Below are 14,784 nucleotides of genomic sequence, written 5' to 3'. Positions count from 1 at the left end.
CCGGAATCCTCAAGGATTCCGGCCCTGGGCCTTCAGTAGCGGGGACAGGATTTGAACCTGCGACCTCTGGGTTATGAGCCCAGCGAGCTACCGAGCTGCTCCACCCCGCGTCGGTGAACGCAACATTACGTCAATGACGCGGACAGAGGCAAATCGCTTAAGGACAGGGGGCCGACAAGGCCCCCGTCAGGCCGACAGCTCCTGCTTCAGCGCGTCCCGCAGCCGTGCCGCACGTTCGGACACCTCGGCCGGTCCGAGCGACACCGCCCGGTCGGCCCACCGCTGCCCCTCCGCCAGCTCGCCCCGGCGCGCATAGACGAGGGCCAGCCGCAGAGCCGCCCGGCCGTGCCCCGCATCGGCCGCTCGCGTCCACCACAGCGCGGCCTCCGGCTCGCTGCCCTCGCGTGCCAGCAGCAGCCCCAGGTTGAACGCACCGTTGCGCGACCCGCCCTCCGCCGCCTCGCGGTACCACCGGGCCGCTTCCACCACATCGCCGCGCATGGCGGCCAGCATCCCGACCCGGACCTGCGCCCGCCGGTGCCCCTGCGTCGCTGCCCGCTCGTACCACTCCTCGCACTCGCTCTTCTCCTGCGACGGCTCGCCCAGCTCATGGGCGGGCGCCGGCGGCCGCCGGGCGTCCAGCAGAGCGGCCAGCCGGTAGGCGGCCTCCGCGCTCCCGCCCCCGGCGGCACATCGCAGATGCCGCTCGGCCGTCAGCTCGTCCCCCTCCCGCAGCCGTGCCATCCCGACCTGGAGCGCCGCCTCGGTGTGCCCGGAGGCAGCAGCCCGCTCGTACCACCCGAGCGCCGCCTCGTCGTCGCTCCGGCCCGCATGGAGGATCCCGAGGTTGAAGGCGGCGTCCACGCTGCCCGCCTCCGCGGCCTTGGAGAACCACGGCTCGGCGCCCGTCGTGTCCCCGCCCTGGAGCAGCAGGATGGCGAGCGCGTTCGCGGCCTCCCGGTGCCCGGCGTACGCGGCCCGCCGGTACCACTGCTCTGCCTGCGCGGTCCGGCCCTGCTCGACGCAGAGCAGGGCGAGGTTGTAGGCGCCGTTGACGTCGCCCGCGTCCATCGCGGCCCGGTACCAGCGCTCGGCGGTCTGCGTCTCACCACGCTCGGCGTGCAGCGCGCCCAGGGCGTTCGCCGCATTGCCGTCCCCTTCCTGCGCGGCGCGCAGCCACCAGACGGCGGCGCTCTCGGTGTCCCCGGCGTCCCGCAGCAGGAAGCCGAGCGCGCAGGCCGCTCTCGGCTCACCGTCCTTCGCGCTGGTCAGGTACCAGCGTCCGGCCTCCTGGAGGGCGCCCCGCTTCTCCAGGATCGCCCCGAGGTGCAGCGCGGCCCGCCGGTGCCCGCGTGCCGCCGCCTGCCGGTACCACTGCTCCGCCTCGTCGAGGACGGGCGACTCGACACCGTTGTCACCGCCGGCCTCCTGCTCGTGCGGGGCCTTGCGGTCGAGCGCGCGCGCCAGCCGGTAGGCGGCCTCCCGGTGCCCGCGCTCGGCGGCGGCCCGCATCCACTGCTCCGCGGTCTCGTCACCGCGGTGCTCCAGCAGATCGGCCAGCGCATAGGCGCCGAGGGTGTGCCCCTGCTCGGCGGACTGGCGCAGCCAGTACTCGGCCGCGGGCTCGTCGCCCCGCTCGCGGTGGTGCCGCCCGAGCGCGTGCGCGGCCGCGGCGGAACCGGCCACGGCGGCGATCCGCCACCAGCCGGCGGCCTCCTCTGCGTAGCCGCGCTGATGCAGAAGGACACCCAGGTTGTTGGCGGCGGCACGGTCACCCGCGGCGGTGGCGGCTCGCAAGTGGGGCTCGGCGCCGTCGAGATCGCCACGGCGCAACAGCATGGCCCCGAGGACGCTCATCGCCTCGATCTCGCCGGCCTCGACCGCGAACCGCAGACGTGCCTCCTCGGCGGCCTCGCCGGTCTCGTCCCGATCGGCGGACTGCACAATTCGCCCCGACTCGAACAGAGCTGCCTTCTCCCCCATAACGTCCATCGTCGCACCACCTGCAACCCGGGTACACCTGGTATACCGCAGCTAGTGAGGTCACTTCAGCGTTTTGTCGACATGCCCACAGAGAGATAAGTCAAACACAGAATGGCCAACTCCCCCCGGAACCGGTTGCACTTCCCGAGAGTCGCCAGGTCACGATGTACGCCTCGTCGTGTCGCGTGCGCACGCGAAGGGCCCGGATCCTTGATCAGGATCCGGGCCCTCGACTTCAGTAGCGGGGACAGGATTTGAACCTGCGACCTCTGGGTTATGAGCCCAGCGAGCTACCGAGCTGCTCCACCCCGCGCCGTTGTTGGTAAACCATATCACGGCGCGGGGCGGGCTCCGTTCAGCCGCCGCCGGAAGCGCTCGGGCTGCTGCTCGGTGAACTACTGGGCGAGCCGCTCGGAGCGGCGGACGGAGCGCTGCCGCCACTGCCGCCGGTCTTGCCGGCCTTGACCTGCGCATCCTCCGCCCGCTTCAGCGCGGCCTCGAGGTCCTTCTGGGCCTGGGCGTACGCCTCCCAGTCGGGCTTCTTCAGCGCCTCCTGGCCGGCGTCGAACGCCTTCTGGGCATCCTGGAGGGCCTGTTGGACCGTCGGATTACCGGACGGAGGCGGGTTGGTGGTGCCGGTGTCCGGCGGTGTGGCGGTCGAATCCTGCGCCCCGAACACCTTGTTGAGAGCCTGGTCGAGCGTGTCCTCGAAGGCGGTGTTGCCCCCATAGGTCACCAACACCTTGCGCAGCAGCGGGTACTTGAGCCCGCCACCGCGTACGTAGACCGGTTCCACGTACAGCAGTCCGCCGTCGAGCGGCACCGTGAGCAGGTTTCCGTACTCGATGTCCGAGTCGCCGCCCTTGAGCAGCCTGATGGACTCGGCGATGTCCTGCTCGGAGTTGAACTGGCTCTGGACCTGTTTGGGTCCGTCGACGGTCGTGCTGGTCGGCAGTTTCAGGACGCGGATCTTGCCGTAGTCACTGGTGCCCGCCTCGGAGTCGACCGTCATGAACGCGCTGAGGTTGTCACGGCCGTTGGGCGTGAACGTGGTCGTCAGCGAGAACGCCTGGGACGTCTGGTCGGGCATCTTCATGCTCAGGTAGTACGGCGGCACCGCGTCGCCCGACTTGTTGGTCGGGTCGTCCGGCACCTGCCACACCTCGCTGCCGCTGAGGAAGGTCTGCGCGTCCTTGACGTGGTAGCGGGTGAGCAGCTCGCGCTGGACCTTGAACAGGTCCTGCGGGTAGCGGAGATGGGCCATCAGCGAGGCCGAGATGTCGCTCTTGGCCTTGACCGTGCCGGGGAAGGCCTTCATCCAGGTCTTCAGGACCGGGTCCTGGGTGTCCCACTGGTAGAGCTTGACCTCGCCGGTGTACGCGTCGACGGTCGCCTTCACCGAGTTGCGGATGTAGTTGACCTGGTTCTGCTGGGCCATCACCGCGCGCTGGGTGTTGCCCGCGGTCAGGGAGTCCGCCGTGGTGTCACCGAGGGTCGTACGGGAGGCGTAGGGATAGCCGTTCGTCGTGGTGTACGCGTCGACGATCCATTGGATCCGGCCGTCGACCACCGCTGGGTAAGCGTCGCCGTCGATGGTCAGCCAGGGCGCGACTGCCTCGACACGGTCCTTGGGCGTGCGGTTGTACAGAATCCGCGAGCCCTCACCTATGGCGCCGGAGTAGAGGATCTGCGGCTCGTTGAACGCCACCGCGTACGCGGCCCGGTTGATCGGGCTGGAAAGGCTGACCCCGCTCTTGCCCCGGTAGCTGGTGGTCTTCTCACCGCTGTCGTCGGAGTAGTCGATCTCCTTCTGGGGACCGCCGACGATCGAGTACGTGTTGGTCTTCTCGCCGTAGTAGATCCGCTGCTCGTAGGTGGGCAGGTCTCCCCTGGACGGCAGGTCGGACTCGGTGAACTCGGGCTGCCCGTTGGCGTCGGCGGAGGTGCCCTTGGCGGCGACCACGCCGAAGCCGTGGGTGTAGCGGAAGTGGTCGTTGATCCAGTTCTGCTTCGGGATGCCCGCCAGGTTCAGCTCGCGCAGACCGATGACCGTGTCCTGGTCCTTGCCGTCCTTGTTGTACCGGTCGACGTCCAGGTTGGTCGGGAACGCGTAGTAGTTCTTCATCTGCTGGAGCTGCTGGAACGTCGGGGAGACGATGTTCGGGTCCAGCAGGCGGATGCTCGCCGTGGCGTCCGCGTCGTCGCGCAGCTTGGTCTTGTCCTTGGTGCTGCTCGTCCCGCCGTACTCGGTGACCTGGGCGTCGTCGATGCCGTAGGCCTCACGGGTCGCCTTGAGGTTCTTCTCGACGTACGGCGCTTCCTTGGCCTGCTCGTTCGGCTGGACCTGGAACTTCTGCACTATCGCCGGGTAGAGCCCGCCGATGAGGATCGCCGAGAGCACCATCAGGCCGAAGCCGATGACGGGCAGCTGCCAGGTGCGCCGCCACAGGGTGGCGAAGAAGAGCACCGCGCAGATGGCGGCGATGCAGAACAGGATCGTCTTGGCCGGCAGGTAGGCGTTGGCGTCGACGTACCTCAGGCCCGTCCAGTTTCCGGTCGCCTTGAAGTCGCTGGACTTGACCGCGAGGCCGTACCGGTCGAGCCAGTAGGCGACCGCCTTCAGCGTGACGAAGACACCGAGCAGCACCGACAGGTGCCCGGTTGCGGCGGCCGTGGCGCGCGCTCCCGGGGAGGTGATGCGCAGACCGCCGTACAGGTAGTGCGTGAGCGCGGCGGCGATCAGCGAGAGCACCGTTGCGGCGAAGCCGAAGCCGAGCAGGAAGCGGTACCAGGGCAGGTCGAAGGCGTAGAAGGCGACGTCCAGGTGGAACTGGGGGTCCTTCTGGTGGAAGGGCACGCCGTTCACCCACATCAGCCAGGTCCGCCACTGGCTGGACGCCGAGGCGCCCGCGATCAGGCCCACCAGGGCGGTGATGCCGAGCAGCAGCCACCTCTTGTAGGGCGCGATCCCCATCCGGTAGCGGTCGAGGCTCTGCTGCTCCATGGACATGGCACTCAGCGGCGGGCGCAGCCGGTGCGCGAGCCAGATGTTGAAGCCGACCGCGGCCGCCATCAGCAGACCGAACACGAAGAAGAGCCCGATCTTGGTCCACAACGTGGTCGTGAACACGGACGAGTACTTCACCGACCGGTACCAGAGCCATTCCGTCCAGAAGCCGGCGAACATGACGAACGCCATACCGAGGACGGCGAGGACCCCCAGTGTCATGAGGAGGGTCCGGGCACGCCGGGACGGGCGGCCCACTCTGATCCGTGGCCCCGTCGGGCCTCCGCCGCGGTCCGGCATCTGGAAAGCCAAGGTGCGCACCTCGAAGTTCGCTGTCGATTCTCCAGGCCCCGTGAAAACGGGCCATGGAGGAGGCTCCACGATCGCGGAGCCTCACCTATGCAACTTACTGGCGCTTTACTCGGTTCCCGGATCCGGGTGGGAACGAGGCAGGATTGTGACCATGTCCAACACTCCCATGGCAGCGAACCCCCTCACCCGGGCCGTGCTCGAGATCGACGAGTACGCCTCCGGCCTCGGCTGGGACCAGCCCGCTCGCCTTTTCGCCCTCGTCGACACCGAACGGCTGCGGGCCGAGGAGCCCGCGCTCGCGGCGCAGCTCGGCCTGGAGGACGACTCCGAGGCAGTAGGCCTCACCCCCGTCGAGCAGGACGAGGTCCCCGCCGACAGGCCGCTGGACGAGTTCCTCGGCACCATCGCCTGGCCCGACGCGGTGGCCGGCTGCGCGCTCACGGTGGAGCGGCTGATGCTGCCGCCGTCCGCGGAGGCCAAGGTTCCGCAGGGCCTGAGCGAGAAGGACCTCGCGAAGTGGGTCGCCGGCCACCCCGACCGCCAGGAGGTGCGGATGACGGTGGCGGTCCTGCGGGACGGTGCGCGCGAGTCGGCGCTGCGGCTGCGCGAGAAGGACTCGGCGACGGAGGTGCTGACCGGGCGCGACCTGGTGCCGGGGCTCGCGGAGGCGCTGTCGGCGACGTTCGAGGACTGAATGCCGCGCTGAGGCGACGAGGACGGCGCGCCCGGGGTGTCCCGGACGCGCCCTCCTCACGCCGGAGCGCTGCGCCTCAGCCCTTGGTCGTGCACTTCGGCAAATCCGCGGTGTTGCCGGTGCGGATGTCCTTCAGGGCGTTCAGGGCGTCGTCGATGGTGTTGACCTTGACGAGCCGGAGCCCCTCGGGGGTGTCCTTGGCGGCGGCCGCGCAGTTGTCCTTCGGCGTCAGGAAGTACTGGGCGCCCTGGCTGCGCGCGCCGACCGTCTTCATCTCGACGCCGCCGATCGGTCCCACATGGCCGGTGTCGTCGATGGTGCCGGTGCCGGCCACGAACTTGCCGCCCGTGAGATTGCCCGGGGTGAGCTTGTCGTAGATGCCGAGGGCGAACATCAGACCGGCACTGGGCCCGCCGACGTCGGCGAGCTTGATGTCGATGGTGAACGGGAACGTGTGATCGGTCCCGGCGGAGATCCCGACGATGGCCCGCTGCTGTCCGCTGTCGTGGGACGTCGTCGTGGTGATGGTCACATTCTGGGTCTTGGTGGCCGTCGTGTTCGCCTTCTCGGCAGCGGCCTGCTCCTTGGCGGGCACGATCGTGAAGACGACGTCCTGACCGGGCGTGTGCCGGGTGACCAGCTTGGCGACGTCGCCGGGCGCCTTCACCTCCGTACCGTCCACGGCCTTGATGACATCCCCCGCGTGCAGCCTGCCTTCGGCGGGCGAGCCCTTGAGAACGGTCGAGACGATCACCCAGGACTTCACCGGGACACCCAGCCGCTCCAGGGCGGCGACCTTGGCGCTCTCCTGGGACTGGCTGAACTCCTCGGCGTTCTCCTGGGTGGACTGCTCCTCGGTCTTGCCGTCCGGGTAGAGGGTGTCGTGCGGGACGACCTTGCTGTCATGCGCGAGCCATCCGTAGACGGCCTCGATCAGGTTCATGTTGTAGTCCGCGCTGGTCACCCGGACCGTGGTCATGTTCAGGTGCCCGGTCGTCGGATAGGTCTTGCGCCCGGAGATCTGCAGCACCGGCTCGCCGTCGTGCTCGGCGAGGGTGTTCACGGTCGGACCCGGGGACATCTCCGCGTACGGCACTTTGATGAACACTCCCGCGCACAGGAGCGCGATCAGCATCAGAGTCGAGGCGAGCATCGTCGCGGTGCGGCGTGGCATGGAACGACAGTACGGGACAGTCCTGTAAGCGCACCGTCGGGGCCGTCCGTACGAGCGGGCGGCTCCACCTCCCGGAGCGGTCAGCCGCCCGAGTGGGACTTCTCCATGGCCTCGCAGAAACGGGCATATCCGGCGAGCTCGGAGCCGTCGCCCGCCGTCTTGCGGTTGCGGCTGGCCCAACTTCCCCACAGTCCGGCACCGATCGCAGCCACCAGCGGAATCAGCAACCAGGCGAGCGCCGCCATCTCGACCTCCCAGCCCCATGAGCGACCGCAACTGACTGATCAGCAGATTAATCATCTGCCATGTCAACGCTCACGCCAGGGGTGCGGTTACGCAACCGGAGCCCGGGTGAGAGGTTGGTCAACCATATGAGCGGCACGCCTCGGCCGAATGGCGCCCGGGCGACGGTTCTACACGCCGACCCAGTCCTCCGTCCCGTCGGAGAACCTCTGGTGCTTCCAGATGGGCACCTCGTGCTTGAGGTCGTCGATGAGTTTCCGGCAGGCGTCGAAGGCCTCGCCCCGGTGCGGGCAGGCCACCGCCACGACGACGGCGAGGTCGCCGACACGCAGGTCTCCCACCCGGTGCACGGCCGCGAGCGCCCGCACCGGGTACTCGGCGACGACCTTCTCGGCGATCCGCCGCATCTCCGCCTCGGCGCTCGGATGGCACGAGTACCCGAGCTCGTCCACGTCGGCCCCACCGTCGTGGTTCCGCACGGTCCCGACGAACAGCGCGGTCCCTCCGGCGCCGTCGTCACCGACGGCACGGAAGATCTCGTCGAGGGAGAGCGGCGTGTCGCGGATCGCGAGCAGCTTGATCGGCTCGTCCGCCGACTGCTCACCGGGGTGATCGCTGTGGGATGCCATGCGCCCATCGTGCCGCACACCACGGGCGAGGAGGAACAGACGTTTCGCCCGGCACGCGCGCGTGAGGCCTTGGTGTGTCCTACGAGAGGCAGCCCGACCCGTCAGGGGCCCGAGGGCAAAGCCGGTCGGGCCGCAGCGGTGGGCAGGGCACCCGGTGAAGACAGGCAGCGGAGGGGGAGAAGCTCGAGGCCCCGGCGCGCCGCGACACGCCCGTCTGTCAGATCCGCCGACGGGCCTTCCGCGCCCGCCGCACCACTGCGGCCGCACCCAGCAGCGCCACCGTCGCCCCCGCGGCACCGGCCGCCGTCGCGTCCTTGCGACCGAGCCGCCGCCCCACCACGGTGTGCCGCCCGGCCACCTCCTCCAGCAGCTCCGCGAGGACCTCCTCGTTCGTCCACTGCGGCCGCCATCCGGCTTCGTGCAGCCGGCTCCCGCTCACCACCCAGGGGTACATCGTGTACGCGAGGTCGCCGGCGGGCGACGGCGTGAGCCCGATCCGGTGCAGCCGGGCCGCCGCCCCCAGGGCGACCGCCGAGGGCAGCTCCATCCGCCGGATCCCGCTGAGCTCCTCGATCTCCTCCTGCTCGAGCCACCCGTCGCAGCCGACGGCCAGTTCCCCGTCCACCTTCTCCAGCACGGCGTACTCGAGGGCACTGCACAGGTCCTCGACGTGGCAGAACTGCCAGGCCGGCCGGGACCCGGCCACCACCAGCAGCCGGGGCGACTCGAAGTACCTGGTCAGCGCCGTATCCGTGCCCCCGACGAGCACGGCGGGCCGGACGACGGTGACATTGAGTCCGGGATGCGCCCGCGGGGCCCGGCGCGCGAGCCGCTCGATCTCCAGCAGGTCCCCGACCCCGGTCGCCTCCGCCGTGGCCCGCAGTTCGGCGTCCTCCGAGAGCGGGAGCTCGTTGTCCGGCAGCGCCCCGTACACCATCGAGGACGTGCACAGCACCACCCGGTGCACCCCCGCCGCCGCGGCGGCGGTCAGCACCGTCTGCGTCCCCCGGACGTTGTATGCCGTACGCGCCGCGGTGTCCGTCTCCAGGTCGAGATCGAGCGCCAGGTGCACCACGACGTCCGCGCCCCGCAACTTCTCCGCGATCGCCGGATCCCGCACGTCCAGGATGTACCACTGCGCCGCAGCGCACTCACCGCGTCGCTCGTCGATCGCCACGACCTGCTTGATCTCCTCGGACGCGGCGAGCCGCTCGGTGAGCAGCGCGCCGACGCCGGACGCGGCGCCGGTGACCGCGACCACCGGTCCGCGGACGCCCGCGGACTCGCCGGCCCGCAGCGGCGCCGCCGAGGGGCGCTGACCGTCCGGCATGCGGGCTGAATGGTTTCGCGCTCCGCGAACCTGCGGATCTGGGGAACTCACCAGGCGTCTCCAGCGGTTGTCTTCAGTACGACCGCGAAGCACGCGTGCGTACCAGGTGGCATCCATCCTGCCGCAGGCCAGGTGTCGGCGAAGCACTGAGGCCCGATCGGGCCCAGGTGTCTACGCTGGGTGGTGTTGTCGGGCAGCCAGCCGCCGGAAGGAACCGGTGGCCTTACCAGCCGAGGAATCCCGTGAGTGACACCCCATTCGGATTCGGCCTTCCGCCGGAGGAGCCGGAGAACGGCGACGAGGGCAAGAAGAAGGACCAGCAGAGCGGTGGCGGTCAGGGTCCGGCCAACCCGTTCGGTTTCGGGCCCGGAGTCGGTGGCGCCGACAATCCGCTCGCCGCGATGTTCGGTTCCCTGAACCCCACCGACCTGGGCGCCGCCTTCCAGCAGCTGGGCCAGATGCTCTCGTACGAGGGCGGCCCGGTGAACTGGGACATGGCCAAGCAGATCGCCCGCCAGACGGTCTCCCAGGGCACCCAGGACGGCACGAAGGACGTGAGCGTCGGCCCCGGCGAGCGCTCCGCCGTCGAGGAGGCGGTCCGCCTGGCCGACCTGTGGCTCGACGATGTGACGTCCCTGCCGTCCGGCGCGGGCACCGCCGTGGCCTGGAGCCGTGCGGAGTGGGTCGAGGCGACCCTGCCGGTGTGGAAGGACCTCGTCGACCCGGTCGCCGAGCGCGTCGGCGCCGCCATGGGCGATGTCCTGCCTGAGGAGATGCAGGCCATGGCCGGCCCGCTGATCGGCATGATGCGCTCGATGGGCGGCGCCATGTTCGGTACGCAGATCGGGCAGGCCGTCGGCGTGCTCGCGGGCGAGGTCGTCGGCTCGACCGACATCGGCTTGCCGCTCGGCCCGGCCGGGAAGGCCGCACTGCTGCCGCTGAACATCGAGGCCTTCGGCAAGGACCTGGGCATCCCCAAGGAGGAGGTGCGGCTGTATCTCGCGCTGCGCGAGGCCGCACACCAGCGTCTGTTCGCACACGTTCCCTGGCTGCGCTCGCACCTGTTCGGAGCGGTCGAGGGCTACGCGCGCGGCATCAAGGTCGACACGGCGAAGCTGGAGGACGTGGTCGGCCAGTTCGACCCGCAGAACCCGGAGGAGCTGCAGCAGGCGCTCCAGCAGGGCATGTTCCAGCCGGAGGACACCCCCGAGCAGAAGGCGGCCCTGGCTCGTCTGGAGACGGCCCTGGCGCTCGTCGAGGGCTGGGTGGACGCCGTGGTGCACGCGGCCGCGAAGCCGCGCCTGGCGTCCGCGGACGCGCTGCGCGAAACGCTGCGCCGCCGTCGCGCCACGGGCGGCCCGGCCGAGCAGACGTTCGCGACGCTCATCGGTCTGGAGCTGCGGCCGCGCCGGCTGCGGGATGCCGCACGCCTGTGGGCGTCCCTCACGGACGCGCGCGGTGTGGACGGCCGGGACGGCCTGTGGGCCCACCCCGACATGCTGCCGACGGCCTCCGACCTGGACGACCCCGACGGCTTCGTGCACCGTGAGCAGCTGGACTTCTCCGAACTGGACAAGATGCTCGGCGAGGCGGCGGACGGAACCAAGAAGCCGAACCTCGAGAAGGACGACGACGCCAAGGACGACGACACCGAGTGAGCCTGTACGACGACGCGGTCCGCGTGCTCAAGGAGTACGAGGACCAGGAAGAACTGCGCCAGGCGTATCTGGACCACCTCGATGCGCACCCCGACGGCCTCTGGAAGGCGTGCCACGCGGGACACCTCACCGCGAGCGGGCTGGTGATCGACCCCGGCCGCGGCCGGGTGCTGCTCACGCTGCACAAGAAGCTCAGGATGTGGCTGCAGATGGGCGGCCACTGCGAGCCGGGCGACGCCACGCTGGAGGCCGCGGCCCTGCGCGAGGCCACGGAGGAGTCCGGCGTCGCAGGTCTCGTCCTGCTGCCGGGCGGCCCGGTGCGCCTGGACCGGCACTCGATCCCTTCGCCGTGCCACTGGCACTTCGACGTCCAGTACGCGGTCCTGGCTCCGCCGGACGCGGAGCACATGATCAGCGACGAGTCGCTGGACGTCCGCTGGTTCCCCTACGACGAGGTGGCGGACGTCGCGGACGAGTCGGTCGTAGGCCTGCTGGAGGCGGCGCGCGCCAGGCTGTGAAAGAGCGAGGGGCGACCGCCGCAGCGGTCACCCCTCACCTTCGCTCAGCTCCAGACGTTGCCCTGGTTCTGGCCCCGGGCGCCGTACTGGCCCATGCCGTACTGGGCGCGCAGCCCCTGTCCGATCGCCGCGTTCTGCGGCGGCAGCAGTTCACTGGGCTGGACCAGCGCGTAGCCGTTGCCCATGAAGCTGAGCTCCCAGCCCTCGCCGGTGTTGCCCCGGCGGCGCCACACACCGGAGGAGTGCGTCTGCGCCTGCATCTGGACCCGCAGGCTCGTGGACCAGGCGACGATCGCGTCCGCGTCGCAGTTGACGTACTTGTCCGGCGTGACCTGCATCAGCAGGGGCGCGCCCGACGTCATCAGCGCGACCTTGCCGCGGCCGGTGATGTTGAGCTGGTACTTGCCGGAGCCGGAGATACCGTACTGGCTGTCCACGGCGATGACCTCGTGGTGCAGTGAGGAGTCCATCGCCAGGACGTAGCTGCTGTCGACGGTGAGCCCGTCCTGTTCCACGTCCATGATGTGCACGTGCTGGGCGAGGTTGGCGAGGTAGACGGTGCCCTGACCGTGACAGCGCATCAGGTCCAGGCCCTCGCCGGTGTAGGCACGCGCGCGCTGCTGGCCGTGGCTCTGGTACTCGCCGTCGAACTCGATCAGCCCCTGGTAGGCCACCATGGTGCCCTTGCGGGCCAGGATGTCGTCGTGGCCCTCCAGCAGGACGCGCAGCATCTGCGAGTTCTGCAGGCTGTAGCGGTCCTGGGTCTGCTGCTCGTTGTAGCCGAAAAGCGTGCTCTGCATGGTGTGCGGTTCCCCCTCAGCCCCTGAACCGGAGGCGGTCGGTGCTGTCCTCGCTGGGCTGGACGACCACGATGCCCTGCCCGGAGAACGCCATCTGGTACGCCTCGCCGCTGCCGCGCCCGATGAGCGACTGTGCCTTGAAGCTGCGTTTGCCCTTCACCTTCAGGTTCGGGGACCAGGCCACTAGGGCGTCCGGGTCGACGTACGTCTCGTCCTCACCGCCACCGCAGTCGACGACGATAGGCTCACCGCGGGAGGTCAGGGCCACCCAGCCCTGTCCGGAGATCTTCGTGTTCCACAGGCCCTGCCCGGCGAACTTGGCGAGTCCCTTGACGCGTTCGACACCCCACTGGAGGTGCGCGTCGAAGGCGAGCAGGTTGGTCGCGTTGACGGAGATCGCGTCACCGTTCAGGTTGATGACGACCACGTTCGCGCCGTAGTCGGCGAGGTAGAGCAGACCGTCCCCGGAGCACTTCATCAGAGGCGCGCCCTCACCGGTGATCCAGTCCCGCGCGATCTGACGCACGGCCGGCGGGTTGGGCTCGTACTGGATGAACCCCTCGTAGGCGACCATCGACCCCACGCGCGCGAGGAGGTCGCTTCCGGTCTGCATGGCGACCTTCAGCATGTGACTGCCGTGGTTCTCCATGCGGGCGGTGACGGGTGCGGGCGCGAAGCCCGCGAGCGGCTGGTTCATGTCGGGCTCCCTCAGACCTCGTACGGCTGGACGACGACGAAATTGCCGGGCGCCGCCCGGAACTGGAGGTTGACGCTCTCCCCGGTGTCCCCGGGGTAGGCGTTGCGGCGCATCCGCACCTGGCTGGAGACGATCACCTGGGCCGCGGCGGACCAGGCGACGACGGCGTTGGAGTCCACGAAGGTCGTCGGGGTGACGGGCAGCACCACGGGCGCGCCGTGCGTCTTCACGACGATCGTCCCGGTGCCCTGGAACTGCATCGTGAACAGCGCGCCGCCGGGGATGCCGTGCCCCTCGATGCGCCGGACCTCGTGCTGGAGGGACTCGTCGAAGGCGAGGACGTTCTCCGCGGAGACGCAGATGGCGTCGCCCTGCAGCTCGATCGGATGCAGATGAGTGGCGCTCTCGGCGAGGAACACCTGGCCCTGCCCCGTACAGCGCATCAACTGCATCTCCTGGCCGGTCGCGTTGCCCACGATCCGCCCGGCGAAACCGGCGCCCTTGTAGCTGAAGTCGACCTTCCCCTGGTAGAGCACCATGCTGCCCTGCCGGGCCAGCACCGGCTGGCCGCCGATACCGAGGTCGACCCGGACGAGCTTCTTGTTCTGCTGCGTCCACCGCTGCCCGGTCGGCGTCTCCTTGAAGGCCTGCAGCGCCGCGGTCACCCCGGCACCGCCCTGAGGTGCGCCCTGGGGAGCACCGTACGGGGAGGGTGCCGCGGGCTGTCCGGCGTACTGTCCGGGGACCTGCCCGTACGACGGCTGCTGGCCGTAACCGGGGGGCGCGGCCGGGGGCTGCTGACCGTAACCGGGCGGCATCGGGGCGGACGGCTGTCCCCCGTAGCCGGGCGGCGGGCCCGGCTGCCCGGGCGGCTGGACGTAGGGCGCGGGCCCGGGCGGCGGAACCGTACCGCCGGGCGGCGTGCTCAGGGGCGCCACGATGGTGGGTGCGGCGTGCACGGACGGCACCGGGGCCGGGGCGGGCGGCGCGGGGGCCGGCGGGGGCGGGAAGCCCTGCGGGGCCGGCTGCGGCGGCGCCGGAGCGGGTGGCGGCGCGGGGGTGGACGGGGCGGCGAACGCGGGCGGCGCGGCGGCCTGCGCGGGCGGCGCGAATCCCGGGGCGGCACCGGACTGGGGCTGCTGCGGTGCGGGCGTCTCCTCTTCGAGGACCTCGCCGCCGAAGTTCTTCAGCAACGCGTCGAGTCCGCCGTCGAATCCCTGGCCGACCGCGGCGAACCGCCAGACGTCCTTGAGGTAGAAGTCGCCCAGCATCACGGCGCGTTCGGTGGTGAACTCCGAGCCGTTGAAGGAGTACCGTGCCACCTCCTCGCCGCCCGCGACGATACGGATGTATCCGGGATTGATCTGCGACATCTGCCCGTTGCCGTCCACCGTCGCCGTGAACGACAGCTTATGGATCTGCGGCGGGATCCTGTCGAGCGTGACCCGGAAGGACTCCGTGTCACCCGCCTGCGAACCGAGGAGCTGAATGGCCTCCTCCGGCGTCTTCGGCTGGTTGAAGAAGACGAAGTAGCGGTCGTCCGAGAGCCGTTCGTCGGCGTCCAGACCGAAGCAGCTGATGTCGAAGGTCAGTCCGGGCCCGGAGATCTGCACACCTACATACAGATCCGTTCCCGAGGTGAGGTCACTGACCCTGGCCTTGTGGCCGCGTTGGAATTCCCTGGCCATGCGTAACGACCGTCCCCCATCCCGAATATGAGTGCGTCGCGTCAGGCTAGC

12 protein-coding genes and 2 tRNA genes are annotated in these 14,784 nt (G+C 70.0%); 3 read left to right on the top strand and 11 right to left on the bottom strand.

Annotated elements, in window-relative coordinates:
• Nucleotides 1–36 precede the first annotated feature (36 nt).
• From ABZ904_RS40900 to ABZ904_RS40885, 4 genes are all read right to left on the bottom strand, one after another.
• A tRNA-Met gene (locus ABZ904_RS40900) sits at nucleotides 37–110 on the bottom strand.
• Nucleotides 111–186: 76 nt separating this feature from the next.
• Nucleotides 187–1,992 carry a tetratricopeptide repeat protein gene (locus ABZ904_RS40895; RefSeq protein ID WP_360995637.1) on the bottom strand — a complete coding sequence of 602 codons (1,806 nt, stop codon included), beginning with the start codon at nucleotides 1,990–1,992 and terminating at the stop codon, nucleotides 187–189.
• A 230-nt stretch (nucleotides 1,993–2,222) separates the two neighbouring features.
• Nucleotides 2,223–2,296 (bottom strand) — tRNA-Met (locus ABZ904_RS40890).
• Between the two features lie 42 nt (nucleotides 2,297–2,338).
• Nucleotides 2,339–5,311: a UPF0182 family protein gene (locus ABZ904_RS40885; protein WP_361829166.1), complete on the bottom strand. Its 2,973-nt coding sequence runs from the start codon at nucleotides 5,309–5,311 to the stop codon at nucleotides 2,339–2,341.
• Nucleotides 5,312–5,453: 142 nt separating this feature from the next.
• On the opposite strand from ABZ904_RS40885, the gene ABZ904_RS40880 reads away from it, so the two are divergent.
• Nucleotides 5,454–5,996, top strand: a complete 543-nt coding sequence (locus ABZ904_RS40880; protein WP_361829164.1) for a PPA1309 family protein — start codon at nucleotides 5,454–5,456, stop codon at nucleotides 5,994–5,996.
• 76 nt (nucleotides 5,997–6,072) lie between these two features.
• On the opposite strand, the gene ABZ904_RS40875 is transcribed toward ABZ904_RS40880, so the two are convergent.
• The 4 genes from ABZ904_RS40875 to ABZ904_RS40860 all read right to left on the bottom strand — a co-directional run bounded on the left by ABZ904_RS40875 (nucleotide 6,073) and on the right by ABZ904_RS40860 (nucleotide 9,423).
• Complete coding sequence (locus tag ABZ904_RS40875) at nucleotides 6,073–7,170, bottom strand: PDZ domain-containing protein (RefSeq protein WP_359395933.1); 1,098 nt, start codon at nucleotides 7,168–7,170, stop codon at nucleotides 6,073–6,075.
• A gap of 80 nt (nucleotides 7,171–7,250) precedes the next feature.
• Nucleotides 7,251–7,415 carry a hypothetical protein gene (locus ABZ904_RS40870; RefSeq protein WP_359395934.1) on the bottom strand — a complete coding sequence of 55 codons (165 nt, stop codon included), beginning with the start codon at nucleotides 7,413–7,415 and terminating at the stop codon, nucleotides 7,251–7,253.
• Between the two features lie 168 nt (nucleotides 7,416–7,583).
• On the bottom strand, nucleotides 7,584–8,042 hold the full coding sequence (locus tag ABZ904_RS40865) for a molybdenum cofactor biosynthesis protein MoaE (protein WP_359395936.1): 459 nt from the start codon (nucleotides 8,040–8,042) through the stop codon (nucleotides 7,584–7,586).
• A 217-nt stretch (nucleotides 8,043–8,259) separates the two neighbouring features.
• A complete protein-coding gene (locus ABZ904_RS40860) occupies nucleotides 8,260–9,423 on the bottom strand; it encodes an SDR family oxidoreductase (RefSeq protein ID WP_361829161.1) in 1,164 nt (387 codons plus the stop codon).
• A gap of 191 nt (nucleotides 9,424–9,614) precedes the next feature.
• Here ABZ904_RS40860 and ABZ904_RS40855 point away from each other — a divergent pair, with 191 nt between their 5' ends.
• A complete protein-coding gene (locus ABZ904_RS40855; RefSeq protein WP_359395941.1) occupies nucleotides 9,615–11,030 on the top strand; it encodes a zinc-dependent metalloprotease in 1,416 nt (471 codons plus the stop codon).
• Complete coding sequence (locus ABZ904_RS40850) at nucleotides 11,027–11,548, top strand: NUDIX hydrolase (RefSeq protein ID WP_359395943.1); 522 nt, start codon at nucleotides 11,027–11,029, stop codon at nucleotides 11,546–11,548. Before ABZ904_RS40855 ends, ABZ904_RS40850 begins: the two co-directional genes overlap by 4 nt.
• A gap of 44 nt (nucleotides 11,549–11,592) precedes the next feature.
• Here ABZ904_RS40850 and ABZ904_RS40845 read toward each other — a convergent pair whose 3' ends face one another.
• Genes ABZ904_RS40845 through ABZ904_RS40835 form a run of 3 tightly spaced genes read right to left on the bottom strand, consistent with a single transcriptional unit; the run spans nucleotide 11,593 to nucleotide 14,733 of the window.
• A complete protein-coding gene (locus ABZ904_RS40845; protein ID WP_359395945.1) occupies nucleotides 11,593–12,348 on the bottom strand; it encodes an AIM24 family protein in 756 nt (251 codons plus the stop codon).
• A 16-nt stretch (nucleotides 12,349–12,364) separates the two neighbouring features.
• Nucleotides 12,365–13,045, bottom strand: a complete 681-nt coding sequence (locus ABZ904_RS40840; protein ID WP_359395946.1) for an AIM24 family protein — start codon at nucleotides 13,043–13,045, stop codon at nucleotides 12,365–12,367.
• Nucleotides 13,046–13,056: 11 nt separating this feature from the next.
• Nucleotides 13,057–14,733: a TerD family protein gene (locus ABZ904_RS40835; RefSeq protein WP_359395948.1), complete on the bottom strand. Its 1,677-nt coding sequence runs from the start codon at nucleotides 14,731–14,733 to the stop codon at nucleotides 13,057–13,059.
• Between the last annotated feature and the right edge of the window lie 51 nt (nucleotides 14,734–14,784).

It is taken from the genome of Streptomyces sp. NPDC046900, from assembly GCF_040644975.1.
In the GTDB taxonomy this organism is placed as follows: Bacteria; Actinomycetota; Actinomycetes; order Streptomycetales; family Streptomycetaceae; genus Streptomyces.
This window is presented reverse-complemented; position numbering and strand designations above follow the sequence as displayed.